Origin of the sequence: Streptomyces odonnellii (assembly GCF_000981895.1) — a bacterium.
Lineage (GTDB): Bacteria > Actinomycetota > Actinomycetes > Streptomycetales > Streptomycetaceae > Streptomyces > Streptomyces odonnellii.
Genome location: NZ_LATD01000431.1, coordinates 1 through 16,769 on the forward strand (window position 1 = coordinate 1; position 16,769 = coordinate 16,769).

The 16,769-nt window shown below is 67.8% G+C and carries 14 protein-coding genes and 1 pseudogene; 5 read left to right on the top strand and 10 right to left on the bottom strand.

The window, feature by feature from the left end:
• The 6 genes and pseudogenes from WH07_RS31900 to WH07_RS42035 form a co-directional block, all read right to left on the bottom strand.
• Positions 1-1,048, bottom strand: a 1,048-nt coding sequence (locus WH07_RS31900; RefSeq protein WP_046507889.1) for a hypothetical protein, incomplete at its 3' end; no start/stop codon positions are given.
• The gene (locus tag WH07_RS31905) at positions 1,048-1,863 is read right to left on the bottom strand and encodes an RNA polymerase sigma factor (RefSeq protein ID WP_046507891.1); all 816 of its coding nucleotides are present in this window, start codon (positions 1,861-1,863) and stop codon (positions 1,048-1,050) included. The genes WH07_RS31900 and WH07_RS31905, both read right to left, overlap by 1 nt.
• A gap of 454 nt (positions 1,864-2,317) precedes the next feature.
• Positions 2,318-2,659: an integrase core domain-containing protein gene (locus tag WH07_RS39170; protein WP_106409732.1), complete on the bottom strand. Its 342-nt coding sequence runs from the start codon at positions 2,657-2,659 to the stop codon at positions 2,318-2,320.
• Positions 2,656-3,027: a DDE-type integrase/transposase/recombinase gene (locus WH07_RS39175; protein ID WP_106409733.1), complete on the bottom strand. Its 372-nt coding sequence runs from the start codon at positions 3,025-3,027 to the stop codon at positions 2,656-2,658. Before WH07_RS39175 ends, WH07_RS39170 begins: the two co-directional genes overlap by 4 nt.
• A pseudogene (locus WH07_RS38320) lies at positions 3,027-3,143 on the bottom strand (IS3 family transposase); the annotation flags it as partial. The gene WH07_RS39175 and the pseudogene WH07_RS38320, both read right to left, overlap by 1 nt.
• A 149-nt stretch (positions 3,144-3,292) precedes the next feature.
• Positions 3,293-3,832, bottom strand: coding sequence for a transposase (locus tag WH07_RS42035; RefSeq protein WP_079023726.1), 540 nt, complete (start codon positions 3,830-3,832; stop codon positions 3,293-3,295).
• A gap of 43 nt (positions 3,833-3,875) precedes the next feature.
• On the opposite strand from WH07_RS42035, the gene hsdR reads away from it, so the two are divergent.
• The 5 genes from hsdR (at position 3,876) to WH07_RS39405 (ending at position 10,700) form a co-directional block, all read left to right on the top strand.
• A complete protein-coding gene (gene hsdR / locus WH07_RS31920; protein WP_046507893.1) occupies positions 3,876-6,398 on the top strand; it encodes an EcoAI/FtnUII family type I restriction enzme subunit R in 2,523 nt (840 codons plus the stop codon).
• Between the two features lie 103 nt (positions 6,399-6,501).
• A complete protein-coding gene (locus tag WH07_RS31925; RefSeq protein ID WP_046507895.1) occupies positions 6,502-7,101 on the top strand; it encodes a type IV toxin-antitoxin system AbiEi family antitoxin domain-containing protein in 600 nt (199 codons plus the stop codon).
• A complete protein-coding gene (locus WH07_RS31930; RefSeq protein WP_079023724.1) occupies positions 7,098-8,039 on the top strand; it encodes a nucleotidyl transferase AbiEii/AbiGii toxin family protein in 942 nt (313 codons plus the stop codon). The genes WH07_RS31925 and WH07_RS31930 overlap by 4 nt, the downstream gene beginning before the upstream one ends.
• Before the next feature lies 1 nt (position 8,040).
• Entirely contained in the window at positions 8,041-9,561 is a 1,521-nt protein-coding gene (locus WH07_RS31935; protein WP_046507898.1) for a class I SAM-dependent DNA methyltransferase, read from the top strand.
• Positions 9,558-10,700 (top strand): restriction endonuclease subunit S, encoded by a 1,143-nt coding sequence (locus tag WH07_RS39405; RefSeq protein ID WP_107073663.1) that lies wholly within the window; start codon positions 9,558-9,560, stop codon positions 10,698-10,700. Before WH07_RS31935 ends, WH07_RS39405 begins: the two co-directional genes overlap by 4 nt.
• A 5-nt stretch (positions 10,701-10,705) precedes the next feature.
• Here the strand turns inward: WH07_RS39405 and WH07_RS31940 are convergent, their stop codons facing one another.
• From WH07_RS31940 to WH07_RS31955, 4 genes are all read right to left on the bottom strand, one after another.
• Complete coding sequence (locus WH07_RS31940) at positions 10,706-11,368, bottom strand: JAB domain-containing protein (protein ID WP_198533933.1); 663 nt, start codon at positions 11,366-11,368, stop codon at positions 10,706-10,708.
• A 22-nt stretch (positions 11,369-11,390) separates the two neighbouring features.
• A complete protein-coding gene (locus WH07_RS31945) occupies positions 11,391-13,112 on the bottom strand; it encodes a GmrSD restriction endonuclease domain-containing protein (protein WP_079023725.1) in 1,722 nt (573 codons plus the stop codon).
• Positions 13,113-13,874: 762 nt separating this feature from the next.
• The gene (locus WH07_RS31950) at positions 13,875-14,519 is read right to left on the bottom strand and encodes a hypothetical protein (protein ID WP_046507902.1); all 645 of its coding nucleotides are present in this window, start codon (positions 14,517-14,519) and stop codon (positions 13,875-13,877) included.
• A gap of 291 nt (positions 14,520-14,810) precedes the next feature.
• A complete protein-coding gene (locus tag WH07_RS31955; protein ID WP_046507904.1) occupies positions 14,811-16,451 on the bottom strand; it encodes a beta-N-acetylhexosaminidase in 1,641 nt (546 codons plus the stop codon).
• Between the last annotated feature and the right edge of the window lie 318 nt (positions 16,452-16,769).

The following is a 16,769-nucleotide window of genomic DNA, read 5'->3' on the forward strand; positions in this document are numbered from 1 at the left end:
GGGAGGCGTACGGGGAAGGGTCGCCCAGGGTGGGGCCTTCCGGGGCGCCGTCACCGTTGCCGTCGCCGCCGGGGTTGCCGTGGCCGCCGCCGCCGTCGTCCTTGCCGCCCGTGCCACCGCCCCCGTCGGCGTCGCCGTTCCGTATCGAGCCGTTGCCATCGCCGTTGCCATCGTTGTCGCCCGGGCCGCCCTTGTTCCCGTCGCGGCCGTCCAGCAGGCGGGCGCAGAAGCGTTCGGCTTCCTGGGGACCCTCGGCCGCGGCCTCCAGGACCTGTCTGCGTGCCTCGTCGATCGTGCCGCGGCGCAGATCGCGGCAGGCGTCGAGCGTCTTGCGGTAGAAGGCCGAGGCCTTGTCGCCGGACGCGACGGTGAACGAGCGGTCGTCATCGCCCTGTCCGCCCTGCCCGCCGTGCCCGGCGTGGGCGGCATGATCGCGCGCACCGTCGGCGTCCGCGCCCCCGGCGACCCCCGCGCCGTCCTCCGACGACGGGTGCGGCATGGGCTGCTCACCGCCGTCCGCGCCCGGACCGCCCGACGGGCCGCCCGTACCCCGGGCGTCGGCCGAGGAGTTGGAGACGTACGGCCGCGGAGTGACCAGCGACGAGATCGAGTTCGCGGGTACGGGGTTCTCCTCGCCGGCGAACAGCGGCGGCATCACACCCGCCCCCGCCGCGACCGCGATCCCGCCCAGCGCGCAGCCCGCGACCGCCACGGCGAATCCCCTCCGTACCGGCCGGCCGGTCCGTGACCGGGACACGGCACGGGGTGCGAGAGCCAGCCGTACCGTACCGAGCACGCCGTCAGCGGCGCCCGGCGCGCTCGCCGAGTCCTCCTCCGGGGCCCCCGCACGGCGGAAAGCGGCCAGGGCGGCGGCCTCCCCGGGAAGTTCTGTGCCGTTTGCGTACGCGATGGCGGCGATGTCGCGCAAGGCTCCGGCAAGCCGTTCGGATCCGGCCAGGACATCCTTGTCCATGGCCTCCACGGGCTCACCTCGCAGCAATCTCTCCGCCGCGTCCTTGTCGAGCCACGCGTCACGCTCGTCGGCCATCACATGTCCTTCTGCGTCCGCAGGCGCGAATGCGTCACACCCGCGGACGCCGCGACCTCCGGTCGAGCGGTGCGCTGTTGCGGTACGACGCCGAAGCCGCCGCCATGACCTGCGGCGGCGCGTCCCGTACCCCGGCCCGTGCCCTGCTCGCGCGAGGCTCCGGACGAGCCGCCCGTACCCCGCTCAGGGGCGCCGTCACCGGAGTAAGCGTTTTCCCGAGAGCCGTCGGCACCACCGGCGTTATCGGGATAACCAGGACACTCCTCGTCGGAGTCGAGCATTTCCGCGAGCCGCTTCAGTCCGCGGTGTGCGGCCGTCCGTACCGCGCCGGGACGCTTCCCCAGCGTGCGCGCCGCGCTCTTCGCGTCGAGGCCGACCACCACCCGCAGGACCACCGCCTCCGCCTGGTCCTGCGGCAGCCGCGCTATCAGCGCCATCGTGCGGCCGGTGGCGAGCGCCTCCATCGCCTCGTCCGCGGTGTCCGACTCGGCGGGCTGGCCGGTCAGCTCGGTCTCGTCGGCGCCTATCGCGGGGCGTCTGCCGCGCATCCGGATGTGGTCGAGCGCGCGGTTGCGGGCGATCCGGGCGGCCCAGCCGCGGAACCGGTCGGCGTCCCCGGTGAAACGGGCGAGGTCGCGGGCGATCTGGAGCCATGCCTCGGAGGCCACGTCCTCGGCGTCCGGCTCGCCGACGAGTGTCCGTAGATAGCCGAGCAGCCGCGGGTGCACGGCGCGGTACACAGTACGGAAGGCGTCCTCGTCCCCGTCCTGTGCCGCGAGCACCGCGGCGGTCAGCTCCGCGTCGTCCCCCAGCACTCCCACAACCTGTCCTGAAATCGCGGCTGGTCACTGCCGCGCAGCCCCACGCGTTCCTGAACGCTACGGCTTTCCCGCCCCCGCGTCCATGACTTGTACAACCTGCAACAACTTACTGACGTTATGCGGTGTGACAGAAAACGCATCCACGGCGCTGTCATGAGTACGGGGCCGTGCTGCGGCTCCGCGGACGGCGACCGGGGCCTCTCCTGTGGGGGGTGGCGGCCCCGGTCGTCCTCCCATTACTCCGCTCTGACCAGGCAATATGCGGGTCACGGGGCCTCCGCATGACCAACGCGTGACCAACGCGGTCGGCGATCACCCGATCCTTTGTCGGCCGATGCGTAGCACCGCCCCCTATGCGAGCTTCAGACCCCGTCTCCTGGTCGCCGCAGATAGCAACGTCGCGTCGCGCACTGGGGCAGCACGAAGAAGGTCCCGAAGCTGCCGTCGCTCACCTCTCGTCCGGGCAGCAGGCTGGTGCCCAGGGCCGTACGACACAGGCGCAGGTACCCGCTTGAAGTTTCCCCGTGATCTCGGACACTCGTTCGTTGCGCCGCGAGGGCGTGCTGGTGCCGCTCTCTGGCCTCAGCTGGGTGAGGTAGCTGAAGATCTTGTGTTTGCGCAGGCGGCGGTTGTAGAAGGTCTCGATGAAGTTGAAGACCTCGGCGCGGGCAGTGGCCCGGTCGGGCCAGGTCCGGGTGCCGATCTCCTCCTTGAGCGGGGCCCAGAAGCTTTCAGCGGCGGCGTTGTCGAAGCATGATCCGGTGCGCCCGCAGCTCTGCCGCAGCCTCAACTCGCAATTCGATCCCGGAATTGGGTCGATGTGTGCTCGCTTCCGCGATCACTGTGAATCACGCAGCCGGGCTTCTGGTGGCTCCGGCCGTGGGCCATGTCCAGGGCGTCGACGACGAGTCCGGCGCGGTGGTGGTCGGCCATGGCATAGCCGACCACCTCGTGGGTGGCCAGCTCCAGCCAGCAGGCGAGGTAGAGCCAGCCCTCGGCGGTGGGCAGGCAGGTGACGTCGCCGACGAGTTTGGTTCCGGGCGTATCGGCGTGAAAGTCGCGGCTGATCAGGTCCGGGGCCGACTTCGTATTCTTGTCCGGCCGGGTCAGTGAGCGATGCTTGCGGCGGGTGACGCCGCGGATGCCACGCTCGCGCATCACCCGGGCTTGCGCTTGCGGTTCACCCGCCTCCCGAGGCGGCGCAGTTCGACGTGGACGCGCGGGACACCGTAGGTACGGCGGGAGGCGATGTGCAGCACGGTGATCTCGTAGGCGAGTGCGTCGTCCGCGGCCTGGCGCCCGCGGCGGGCGGCTTCGCCCTCACGCCAGGCGTATTAGGTGGAGCGGGCCACGTGCAGCACCCGGCACAGCAGGGTGATCGGGTAGTTCGCCTTCTCCGCGTGGATGAACCGGTAGAGCTCGCTCACCGGTCGTTCTTCTTGACGAAGAAGGCGGTCGCTTTTTTCAGGATCTCGATCGCCTGCTGTTGTTCGCGGTTCTCCCGCCGCAGCCGCCGCGGTTCCTCGCGCTCGGCACTGGTCAGCTCGCCGGACTGTCCTTCACCCCGGTCCGTCTTCGCCTTGCCGTACCAGCCGCGCAAGGACTCCGAGCTGATGCCGAGCTCCCGGGCCACCGCAGTGACCGTTTTACCGGGGAATCGACGAGCGCGATCGCGTCGCACTTGAACTCCTCGGTGTACCGCTTCGTGTACTTGCTTCCCACCGGGTCCTACTTTCTCTGGAACTTCAGGTCCAGTCTCCAGGTGTCCACGATCAAGGGGAAGCTTCACAAACGAGAGACCTCGTGGATCAGAACAGCGTTCGCCGACGCCGTCGAAGCCAAGGAGTGCCGCGGCGAGCGCGTACGCCTTCGCACACCGCCAGTCAGTCCGGTCACAGACTGCAGTGATGCTGCCGAACTGGCAGTCCAGAGGAAAACCGGCCGGAGCAGTGGCTGATTCCACCCTCCCGGCTCAACTGTCAGAGACATGCAGTAAACCTGATCCCATGACCTTCGGTTCGAATCAGTTGACCGAGGACGAGACGTGCAAGCGGTTCGTCCTTCCGGCACTCGCGGCCTCAGGGTGGACCACTCGGCAGATCAGGTCTCAGTACGGGATCAACAACGGACAACTCGTGCCGACCAAGAGGCGTCACCGCAAGGGAAGGCCGTTGGTCGCCGACTACGTCCTGGAGTACGTCGCGGACGTGCCGATCGCCGTGGTGGAGGCCAAGCGGTACCGGCTCAGCGCGGAGAACGGGGTCGAGCAGGCGCGGCGGTACGCGCGCAAGTTGGGGCTGAGATTCGCCTACGCCACCAACGGCCGCGACATTGTGGAGATCGACTTCAGCGATCCTAAGCGGCCGGTGATCCGGGACATCCAGGAGTTCCCCTCCCCGCAGGAGCTCTGGGGGCGGTTCCTTCAGGACCAGGGTGTGAGCGACACTCCCCTCGGCGAGCGGCTCCTCTCGACCCCGTACGACTACACGCTGCGCAACTCCGACAGCACATCCCAGCGGCCGCGCTACTACCAGCGAGTGGCCGTGACAAGGGCCTTGGCCGCTCTGGCCCGCGACGAGCGGCGCATTCTGCTCGTCCTGGCGACGGGCACGGGCAAGACCATGCTCGCGCTCCAGCTGGTGGCGCGGCTGATGAACGCCCCCGAGGCATTCGGCGGCCGGAAACCCCGTGTGCTGTACCTCGCGGACCGCAACATGCTCGTCGACGATCCCAAGGACCGTTACTTCCAGGAGGTGTTCGGGAAGGACGACGTCCACAAGATCACGGGAGGTGAGGCCAAGCGCGGACGGAAGATCTACTTCGCTCTCTACCAGACCCTGGAGCAGGGTGCCCCGGGAGGGGAGCTGTACCGGGAGTACCCGGAGGACTACTTCGACGTCGTCATCGTGGACGAGTGCCACCGCGGAAGCGCCTCCAGCGACGGTCGCTGGCGGAGGATCCTCCAACACTTCTCGCCGGCTGTGCAGATCGGCCTCACGGCTACGCCGGTCGCCGATGATAGGCGGAAGACCGACACATACGAGTACTTCGGCAACCCCGTCTTCACGTACTCGCTCAAGGACGGTATCGAAGACGGATTCCTCTCGCCGTACCGACTGCGCAGGGTCCGGCTGAACGTGGACGTGGAGGGCTACCGGCCGCAGCCGGGTGAGAAAGACATCTATGACCGGGAGATCCCTGACGACCTGTACGGCCCCAAGGACTACGAACGGGTCATGGTGATCCTCGAGCGGACCGAGTTGGCCGCGCGGTACCTCCTCGATCATCTGCGCGCCACGGCCGAGGAGGGGCGGCTCGGCAAGACTCTCGTCTTCTGCGAGAACAACGACCACGCAGCCCGAATGCGGACCGCGTTGTTCAACGCCGCCCCCGAGGAGGTTGCCGCGCTCCCGGACTTCGTGCGGCGCATCGTCGGAGACGACCGTTCGCACGGTGGCGAAGCGCTGGAGGAGTTCCGCAAGGCGGACAGCAACGAGCCGGTCATCGCGGTGACGTCGAAGCTGCTGTCGACGGGAGTGGACATGCCGCCTGTGCGAAATGTGGTGCTGTTCCGGCGCATGGCCTCCATGCCAGAGTTCAAGCAGGTCATCGGCAGGGGCACTCGACTCTGCCCGGAGATCGGCAAGGAGTCGTTCGACATCATCGACTTCGTCGAGGCGTCGCGACTCTTCGACGATCCGGCCTTCGACGGACCGCCGCTCAAGGTGGTCCGGGACTGGACTGACGATCAGGGCGAGGTGGTGGGCTCGGAGGATCTGACCCCTGCGCCTGAGTCGGAGCCGGGTGCGGACCCCGAGTCCGTTGCCGAACCGCAGGCGGACTACACCCAGCAGGACGGCGGAGCCTTCGACGCTAGCGGCGACTCGGTGGCCGGAGCACAGGACGGCGACATCACCGACGACGAGGAGATCGACAGGATTCTTTCCCGCTCCAGGAACCGGTTCACGGTCAAGGGTGTCGACGTCTACAAGGTGGGTGAGCTGCGGTACATCCTCAAGGACGACGGAAAACGACTCCAGCTCGTGACCGTACAGCAGTGGGTACATGACCGGGTGCTGGAACTCGATCTCGATCCAGCCCAGTTGCGCACTCAGTGGGCACAGGCGAAGAGCCGTGCCGTTCTGATGACGGCGCTAAAGTCGGCGCAGATCGACGTCGAGCGTCTGCCCGAGGAGTTGGGCATGCGTGAGGTGGACCCCGTGGACCTACTGGTGTCCGTGGCCTGGGAAGGGCTCGCCGTGGTAAGCCGAGACGAACGGCTGACGTGGTTCCGCCGGGAGCACGCGGAGTTCCTGGACTCGTTCGGGCCCCGAGCCAGGGAGGTGCTCGAAGCAATGCTCCTCAAGTTCGAGGAGTCGGGGTCGCCGCAGCTGAAGGTGGAGACGCTCCGGGTGCCACCGTTCACCGAGATGGGACGGGTGGCGGAGCTGACCAGCCGGTTCGGCGAGCCAGGTAAGGCACATCAGGCCATCGACGAACTGGCGGCCCGGCTGCTCACTGCAGTCTGACGCGGCGCGAGGCGCAAGACTATAAGCTGGCTTTACTTTGATGTTGGTGGTGCGCAGTGAAGTAAAGCCAGCTTTGTGTTTCGAGTCCTGTTACGCTGGGGAGGTGCTCAGAGATCGTACGGACACCCGGGCCACACTCTGGCGGATCGCGGCCGGACAGCGGGGGTACTTCACCGCCGCTCAGGCCCGGGAGGCGGGGTACTCGTACCAGGCCCAGCGCTACCACGCGCAGCACGGCAACTGGCTCGCGGTCGATCGGGCAATCTACCGCTTCCGCGAATTCGCGGACCTTCCGAGCGAAGGCGACGAGCAGTTCGTCCGCTGGTCGCTGTGGAGCAGGGGGCGCGCGGTGATCTCACATGCCAGCGCTCTGGCGGCCCATGATCTAGGGGTGGCCAACCCCTCCCGCATCCATCTCACCGTGCCCCGCGCCTTCCGACAGACCACGGACGCGGTGATACTGCACCATGCCGATCTCGCCGACGGAGACAGCGAGGGACGTACCGGGTACCGGGTGACGACGCCGCTGAGGGCGCTGGCGGAGTGTGCGGCCGACGGGGAAGACCAGGACGTGCTCGAATCCGCGGTGTCCGAGGCCCTGGAGCGCGGAATGATCACCCGTCGGAAACTACTGCACGCAGCCCAGCTCTGCGGCCCACGGTCTGAGCTGGGGATCGAGCGCGCGCTCGGAGCTCTCTCGTGACAGGGCGCTACCGGGATGCGGCGGACCTGAGAAGGGCGCTGGAGGCGCGACTCAAGCAGGAGGCCGCCGAGACCGGCGCGGACCTGGCTCGACGTCGGCGGCTAGTCGTCTTCGACCGCCTTGCGGCGCGGCTGGCCGAGGACCGCGTCGGCGGCTGGGTGCTGAAGGGTGGTGCCGTCATGGAATTCCGCTTCACCGGGCGCGCGCGCACCACCAAGGACCTCGACCTGGCGGTACGGCCCGAGCCGGTCGGCGGAGGTCTTGACGGGGATGCGGTCCGCGACCTGCTCATCGAGGCTCTGGACCGCGACCTCGACGCCGACGGATTCCGGTTCCGTGTCGCCGCGCCGGTGACCTTGAAGGCGGACGTCGCCGGGCGGGCCGGGTGGCGCTTCTCCGTTGAAGCGCACCTGGCAGGGAAGGTCTTCGCCGGTGTCAGGGTAGACGTGGTCGACCGTGGCGAGGAGATCACACTCACCGAGCTCCTACCCCTGCCCAACACACTGGAGTTCGCCGGGGCGCCGGCGCGTGCGATCGAGGCGGTCGACCGGCGTCAGCACTTCGCAGAAAAACTCCACGCACTCACCCGCGACTACGGCGATCGGCCCAATACCCGGGTCAAGGATCTGGTGGACCTCGTGCTCCTGATCGAGAGCGGGCTCTCCGGCGACATGGACCTGTTGAAGGCCGTGCGACACGTGTTCACGGTACGGGCCACACACGAGGTTCCCCTCGTCCTTCCTGACCCGCCGCCGCGGTGGCGGGACGACTATCCGGAGATCGCCGAGGAGTTGGCGACCAGCATTCCACCGACTCTCGACGCTGCAATGGCCTTGGTCCGCGAACTGTGGGCCCGGACGCTTGCCGAGGACGCGGGGGCGGGCGACGGAGACACCGCATTTCCGAGACTGAACAAGCAGAAGGACCAACTGAACTGACATGGCAGCTACCAGAAGGAAAGCGGCGGAAAAGGCACCCGTCACCACTCAGGCTCGCCTCGCGTCCCTGATCAAGTCCGCGCGCGACACCATGCGCAAGGACGCCGGCATGAACGGCGACCTGGACCGGTTGCCGCAGCTGTCCTGGCTCCTGTTCCTCAAGGCATTCGAGGAGCGCGTCGAGGAGGAGGGCGAGGCGCTGGACCCGGGCGGGTACCGCCGGGCGATCGAGAAGCCATACCGTTGGACGGACTGGGCGACGGACGAGGACCTCAGCGGCAACGAGCTGAAGACCTTCGTCAACGACGAGCTGATCCCCTACTTGGCGGGCCTGGACAGGGAGGCCGACCGGGGGGCGGAGGATCCGCGCAACGTCATCTCGTTGATCTTCAAGGACGTCGTCAACCGCATGCAGTCGGGCACGCTGCTGCGTGACCTGGTGAACATCGTCAACCAGATCCACTTCATCTCGCACGACGACATCCACACCATGGCGTTCGTCTACGAGTCGATCCTGCGGGAGATGCGCGACGCGGCCGGCGACTCCGGCGAGTTCTACACCCCGCGTCCCGTCAACCGCTTCATGGTGCGGCAGTCGTTCCTCGAACTCGGTGAGACGATCCTCGACCCGGCCTGCGGCACCGGCGGATTCCTGGTGCAGGCGCACGAGGAACTGGAGAGGAAGGTGAAGACCGATACGCAGCAACGCGAGCTCCACGCAAACCTCAAGGGCATCGAGAAGAAGCCGCTGCCGTATCTGCTGGCCTCGATGAACCTACTCCTCCACGGCGTGCACGCCCCCCGCCTCCGCCGGGAGAACGCACTGCTCACCATGCGGAACTCGCAGGCAGCGGACAAGGTCGACGTGGTCCTCACTAACCCGCCGTTCGGCGGGGAGGAGGAGTCGTCGGTCGTGACGGCCTTCCCGTCCTCTTTCCAGACACAGGAGACAGCCTGGCTGTTCCTGTACTCGATCCTGGACCAGCTGAAGCTGGGCGGCCGCTGTGCCATCGTCCTGCCGAACGGCTCGCTCTTCGCCTCCGGCGAGAACTCGATCGGCGCGAAGATCAAGAAGAAGCTGATGAAGGAGTGCAACCTGCACACCGTCATCCGTCTTCCGCAGGGTGTTTTCGCGCCATACACGCAGATCCCGTCCAACATCCTCTTCTTCGAGAAGACCGGCCCTACGCGGGACGTCTGGTTCTACGAGATCCCCCTCCCAGAGGGCCGCCGCGGCTACACCAAGACGAAGCCGCAGCGGCTGGAGGAGTACGACGACTGCGTGGCCTGGTGGGGCGGCAAAACGCGCGAAGGCCGCGAGGCGGGAGAGCACGCGTGGTCGGTCCCGGCGGCGGAGATCATCGCGGACGGCTACAACCTCGATCGCGCCAACCCGCATATCGGGGATGAGCTGGCTCATCGCACTCCGGAGGAATTGGTGGACGAGCTGGTGAAGACGGAGGAAGAGATCCTGGAGCTGCTGCAGGCACTCAAGGCGGGGCTCAGGGAGACGTCGTCATGAGCAAATATCCAGTTGTGGTTCTAGGCGAGGTGCTAACGCCCGCCAAGGACGTTGTCACGGTCGTCGAGGACGCACAATACGAAACGGCGGGGCTTTACAGCTACGCGCGCGGACTGTTTCGCCGTCCCGTGATCTTCGGTTCGGAGACCAATTACCGCCAATACAATCGCCTGCGATCCGGTCAAATCGTGTACAGCAAGCTCTTCGGCTGGGAAGGAGCCGTCGCATACGTGCCGGATGAGTTTGACGGGGTTCACGTCTCACACGAGTTCCCGACATTCGAATTCGACGGTACAAAGCTCGATCCGGGATACGTACGACACTATGTGACCTGGCCCGGCTTCCACGCTGCGCTGAGCAAGGAAGCCTCGGGCATGGGGTCTCGGCGGCAACGAGTAAAGCCCGAACGATTTCTGAGCAGCCAGATTCCATTGCCCGACTTGTTCGAGCAACGCCGCATCGCCGACAAGCTGGACGCGACGATGGGCAGTATTGCCCGAGCGGTGCAGCTGAAGAAGGAGTCGGACGCACTCGTGCGACACCACGCGGCTTCGCTATTTGGCTCCATCGTAGAACAACGACCGCTTTCTAGCGCACTCAATGAGAGCAGCAACTTTGTCGGAGTCTCGCCCGAGAAGACGTATCGCACTGCAGGAATCCTGAACCGTGGGCGAGGGCTGTTCCACAGACCCACGATCTCGGGGAATGAAACCAAGTACCCCCGCTATAACCAGCTGAAGAGCGATCAGTTTGTCTACAGCAAGCTTTTTGGCTGGGAGGGGTCGCTTGCCGTTGTTCCAGCGGATTTCCATGGAATTCACGTCTCGCATGAATTCCCTACCTTCGATATCGACCCCGAGGTTGCTGACGTTTCGTATATGACTCATCTCGCGCGTTGGGATGGGCTGCACCACCGCCTTAAGGACCAAGGCAGTGGCATGGGGTCTCGCCGGCAGCGAGTAAACGTGAGTCGACTGCTCGCCACGAAGGTTCCCCTCCCGTCGCTCCCGGAACAGCGCCGCATCGCGGAACGCCTCACGCTGGCCCGCCGCGTCGCCGAGGCCGGCACCCGGCAGGTCGCCGACCTGGAGGTGCTGCGTAAGGGCCTGCTCGACGCCGCCTTCTCCGGGCGCCTGTAGAGGGGTCAGCCAGCCGGGACCCTCCGCCACCCCGAATCCGTCACCACCACGTGGTCAAGGAATCGCAGGCCGACCGTCTCCGCCCCCGCCGCAAGGCGGGATGTCGTGAGGCGGTCGGCCTCGCTCGGCATCAGATGGCCGGTGGGGTGGTTGTGGGCGACGCCGAACGCGGCACCGCCGAGGGCGAGAACACGAGCCAGGGTGTCGCGAACCGGGACGAGAGTGCGGTCGGACGCTCCGTCGGTGAGGACGGAGGTGCGGAGGACCGCGCCCGCCCCGTCGCACGTCACGAGGACAGCCCGCTCGTGACGCAAGCCACGGAGGAGGGGGCTCGCGACAGCCGCCAGGTCCGCGGAGCCGGATACCCGCCGCTGACCAGGGGCCTGCTGGACCGCCGCCCGCCGTCCCAACTGGAACGCCGCCGCGACCCGCGCCGCCTTCGCCGGGCCCACACCCGGCAGACCGGCAGCGAGCTCATGGGCAGGGACGCGCGAGAGCGCGTGCAGCCCACCGTGCCGGGCGATCAAGCGTCCCGCCAGCTCCACGGCGTCCTGGCCGGCCAGGCCCGCCCCCAGCAGCAGTGCGAGAAGCTCCCGGTCGGACAGCGCCTCCGCACCCCGGTCGAGCAGCCGCTCTCTCGGCCGATCCTGCGCCGGGACCTCCTTCATGCGCATGCCGATCAGGCCCGGCTCAGTCGACCGAGTCGCGGTCGAACGGCTCCGCGTCGTCAGGTACGGGGTCGGGCTCCTCGGACTCCTCGAGACCCATCGATGTGATGTCCGGCCTCGAGCCGTCGCCGCCCTCGGCCGCCGATCCAATCAGATCGATCAGACGCGCGTGCAGGGTCCGCGAGCGAGCCTTCAGGAAGCCGTCGTAGTCATCTCGCAGAGCAGCCTGGTAGGCGTCCTCCTCGACGAGACAGGTCCGCAGCCGAGCTCTCAGAGTGTCCTCGCCGTGCCAGTCGATCAAGTCCTTGAGGTACACGGAGGGCGGAGAGTCGGAGACGTTGTTGTTGGTGATCGCGCTCAACATGATCAGGTTTCCGCACACGTTCGCCCGAGCCGCGCTTACTCCGCGTCGTTTCAGAAAGGCGCGCGGGAAGAAGTGGTGGAATTGCTTGTCGTTCTGCCCGGCCAGCGCCTTGTCGGTATCGATGGCCTGACCGGTGTTGAGGTCCACCGGCTTCTCGTACGACATCAGCAGGACGTGCAGCTTGGTTGGCGCGTTGGCGCGTGAGAACTGCGTCCGCTGCCAAAGCACGTCGCGCGGCAGGGCTGCCCCGGTCTCGATCTCCGTCGCCTGGCCGGCAGCGAAGGCGCTCACCGCGTCGAGGTCCGCCGTCATCTGCGACTCGCGCCAGCCCTTGAAATACTCGCTGCTCGCTGTCAGCCAGAACCACCGGCCGATCGCTGCGTACTGATCGGCAGACGGCTTCGGGAGCTGTCGGAACAGCTCCACTAGGACCGCGAACTGGTTGTAGTACGGCAGAGCCTCAGCGCGAGGGGTCCTGATCTGAGTGAAGAGGAAGTCGACCGCTCGAGCGGCCGCCTTACCGGCATCGATCACCGCATCCTGCAACTCTGCGCGGTCGAGACGCCTCAGATCCTGGATGGACTTCGTGGAGAACCCCAGCCCTGCGGCTGCGGAGATCGTGCGGAGCATCGTCTTGGTGTCGACCCGGCCGTACCGCTTTCGGTCGAGGACCTGCAGCAGCTGTTCGATCTCTTCCTTGAGGTCGAAGTCGCTCGACCAGGTCCCGGCGCGCACAAGATCGACGATGTCCATCCTCGTGCCCGTGCTGTTGATCCGCTCGAAGATACGGGCCGAGTCCTCCTCGGTGACCTCGACCATCGTCACGACCGGCACCTGATACCAGCGGAACTGATCGCTCAGTGCCTGAGCGCGCCGCACGTGCTCGTCCGTCGGTTTATCCCTCAGCACCCACGCCATCATCGAGCCCGCCGAGTCGAGGTCGCGCACGGGAATGATGTGCGCACCAGCCGGGGTCTCCTCCGTGAGGTACAGGAACTCCTCACGGGCCAGGTCGAATCCGATCCTCCACCGTGCGCCCTGGCCGTGCATCGCGCCCACGAGGCTCGCCAGTCGCTGCTGTCCATCGATGACGTACTGAACCGGAGCGCCTGACACCTGTGGGACAGCGGTCAGGCCAGCAATCTCGTGACCACTGACGAGCCTACGGTCGGACGTGCGCCACATCAGCAAACTGCCGATGGGATAGTTCCGGCGGACCGAGTCCAGCAGATGGAGAACCTGTTCCGGCTCCCAGACGAACGCCCGCTGGTACTTCGGCAGAACGATCTCTCCGGACAGCACGCGGTGCGCGAGCGTCGAGATCGGCGCAATCGTCGGTTCAGGCGCTGTGACACGCCCAGAGCCCTGAGATGACCCCATTCCGCCCCTTCACTGCTATGCCTACTCGCCTGTGCAGCTGTCGAGACGATCCTAGGAGTCAGCACTGACAATCCGCCGAGCAGGGACGCAGTCCCACTGCGTGCCAGCGTGCCGCTCGGACATCCAGCACGAATCCAGCACGGTACACATCAAGGGGCCTGACCCCGAGGGGGCAGACCCCATGTGACCTGCACATTTGTCATGTCGCCGAAGTGCTAGGTGACCGGCTACACATTGAAGCGGAACTCCACCACGTCGCCGTCCTGCATCACGTATCCCTTGGCCTCCACGCAGGCTGCCCCACCGGCGAGCTGTCAACCGTTGACTCGACAACCCTCAAGGGTCGACTCGGCGGTTGGACGCCGTGGCCAACAGCGGCCAGGAACAGCCAGAAACACCCAGGTGGAGGCCGATCCATGCAGCAATCGAGAACCCGCCCCCGGGCCATAAAGCGCCTGGTCAGAGGCTCTTTATGGCCTGGCCGGGCCAGGGGTGGCGGCCCCGGTCGTCCTCCCAAACGCACCCGGTGCGACCCGGGTCGTACCAGGGCGTGTTTCGAAAGTCCCGCCTGGCCCGCGACGCCTGGCACGCACGCTCGCTGCGTTGTCGGAGTCAGCCAAGTACGTCCAGTACGAGACTGATCCTCCGCCTTGCGATCGCACGCACCAGCCGCCGCGAGCCCCGCCCTACGGGCGGACGACGCTGCTTTCGAAACACGCCCTGGTCGCCGGACGACGGGACCGCGGCCCGAGCCCCGCACCGTCAGCTCCGCGCCCTCGCCCGCCGGGAGACCACCGCGCGCAGCACCCGCTGCCCCTCGGTCGACAGATCCATGACCTGGCGCACGCCGGCGGCTCCGGTGCCGCCGCCCGGCTCGGCGAGGATCTCCAGAATCCGTATCTGGCGCCGGAGTTCACCGGCGACCAGCGGCCCGACACCGTCCGTACCCTCCGCGCCGTCGACGGCGTCCGCCACCACGGCGTTGTCCTCGCGGGCCCGGGCCAGCCGCTCGGCGGCCTCGGGGCTGCCGCCCTCGCCGGCCGAGTCGAACCGGTGGTGGATGTCCAGCGCGGCGAGGGAGCAAGCGTCGGCCCAGTCGCGCAGCGGCCCGGCCGCCCACTCCGAGGGCGCGGCGCCGAGCATGGACCGTACGAGTGCGGCGGCCTCGTCGACCGACACCTCGGCGGCACCGGCGAAGGCCTCCGCCTCGACGGCCGAGTCCAGGGCCCGCGTCGACGCCTCCAGCCGGCCCGGCCAGTCGCGCTCGCCGGCCACGACACCGGCCCACAGCGGGCGCAGCACCTCGGTGTCCTCCACGAGCAGCGGAAGACAGCGGTCCAGGCAGGCGAGTCCACTCGCGGCCAACCCGCGCTCATCCGCTTGTGCGATCAGCTTCACCAGGCTCATTCACGTCTCCCGTCGCGGACGCAGTACTGAGTACTGACCACTCACTACTGCGCCGGACGGCTGGAATCCGTCACTTGATCACCGCGCGTAGATCACCCACTACGGGCCCCCGACGCGCCGATATGCGCGCGAAGTCCGGTACGCACCCGATTCCCGGCACGTCGGGACATCGGGGCACGACACGGCGGCGAATGATTCCGGCCGCCGCGCCGCCCCTGCCCGCCGCGCCGCCCCTGCCCGACGCGACGCCCCTGCCCGACGCGACGTCACGTCCGTACGCACGGAGGCCCGTCAGGCCGGGCCGCCCACCTTCGCGGCGAGCGCCGTGAACCCGCTCCAGTTCAGCGAGGGCTTCGCCGGGTTCCACACCTTCTGCGCGACCGCGGCCAGCGGCAGCCGGATCCCCCGCGCCACCTGGTCCTGGGTCTGGGCGTTGGGGAAGTCTCCCCAGATCGCGAGGCGCCCGCCGAGGATCTGCTTCGAATACTTCTTGTCGACCGGCTTCGTCCCGCGCAGCACCAGCGGGGTCCACTGCTCGTAGATCCGCTGCCCGGTCGGATAGACGAAGTTGTTGGGCTGGCCGAGCACGTAGTACAGGTACTCGTCGTTGAGGTTCACCAGCGGGCGCCCCTCGTCGAGATACTCCACCGGCGGACGCGCCCCGGTCTCCCGGCCCGTCCAGTACTCGATCTCCAGGTCCTTGTCGGCCTGGACGACCCCGTCCCGGAAGACCCCGTCGTTCCAGACCTTGGGGGTGCGCTTGAACGGGCGCAGCGCCGCAGCCCGGTCGTTCGTCCAGGCCGTCGTCAGATCCTGGATCCGGCCCTTGTCGCCGTACTCCTTGACCGCCAGCTCGGCCAGTCTCGGATACGAGGCCTCGGGGTCGGAGACCACCAGCGCCTGGTACTCGTCGCCGCCGAGATGCCAGTACCGGCCCTTGAAAAGCCCGGCGAACTCGCGCAGCAGCTCGTCGACGAGCTTCGCCGACCCGGGCTGCGAGATGTCGATCGCGCCCTTCGTCGGCACGCCGTCGGCGTTGCGGAGCTGGAGCGAGGGGTACACGGCGAGCACCGCGCCGAGATGTCCCGGGGAGTCGATCTCCGGGACGACCGTGATGTGGAGCCGGTCGGCGAGGGCCAGGATCCGGCGGACCTCGGCCTTGGAGAGATGCTGCTTGGAGACGATCTCGGGGTGGGTGGTGGACTCGATACGGAAACCCTGATCGTCCGAGAAGTGCAGCCCGAGCATATTGAGCTTGAGGTCCGCCATCTCGCGCAGCCGGTCCTCGATCCAGCCGGGGGTGTAGTACTTGCGCGCGATGTCGAGGTTGAGGCCGCGCTGCGGACGGTCGGGGGCGTCCCGTACGACCCCCTCCGGCATCTTCCCGTCCGCGCGCACCGACTGCTTGAGGGTGCGGGTGCCGTAGAACACCCCGGCCTCGTCGGGCCCGGTGATCCGCACCCGGCCGCCGCTGGTGTCGAGGGTGTACGACTCGGCCGCACCGCCGCCGCCGAGCGCCAGCTCCACATCGCCCGCGCGGGCCGCGGCCGTACCCCGGTAGGCGATCTTCAGCTCCTTCGAGAGGAGTTGCCCCTCATCGGCCAGGCCCTCGCTGCCGCGCGCTATGACGACCCCGCTGCCGGCGGCGGGCTTCCAGCCGGGGCCGCGGGCGGCCTCGTGCTTCCGTACGGAGGGAATGGTGTGCGGCGCCGAGGAGAGCGGGAACGTCCTCGTCGGCGACGGCGCGGCGGCCTGCGCCGAGGCGTCCGCCGCGGCGGAGGCGGACAGCGACTTCGACTCGTCCGGCGAGCCCGCGCCCCCGCCCCCGGAGCCGCACGCCGACATCGAAGCGGCGGCGGCCATCGCGACCACCGCGCCGGCGGTACGAGTGGCCACCGCACCGCCCGTCCGCGTTCCCCGGGATATTCGCATCACTCCGAAACCTCCAGAAGCGGGCCGTGTGCGCCCCCGAAGGCCGAAAGCGTGGCGCACTTACGGCGAAGGTCCCATGCCTCCGTCCATCCCGCGCGGTGAAACTCTCCCATCCGGGTGAAAATCGCGCATCCGTCGGACGTACCCCCCGGCGCGTCGATAGCGTTACGGCGCATCCGTCCCTCCCGGCGCAACCGTCCCACCGGGCCGGGCCGCCAGGCCCGCCGGCCGTCTCAACCGCCGCACCACGCCGGACGTCTGTTCCAGTGCCCGGCCGCCGCACCACCGCCCACTCCGCCCCTCCCCCCGTCGCCGCAC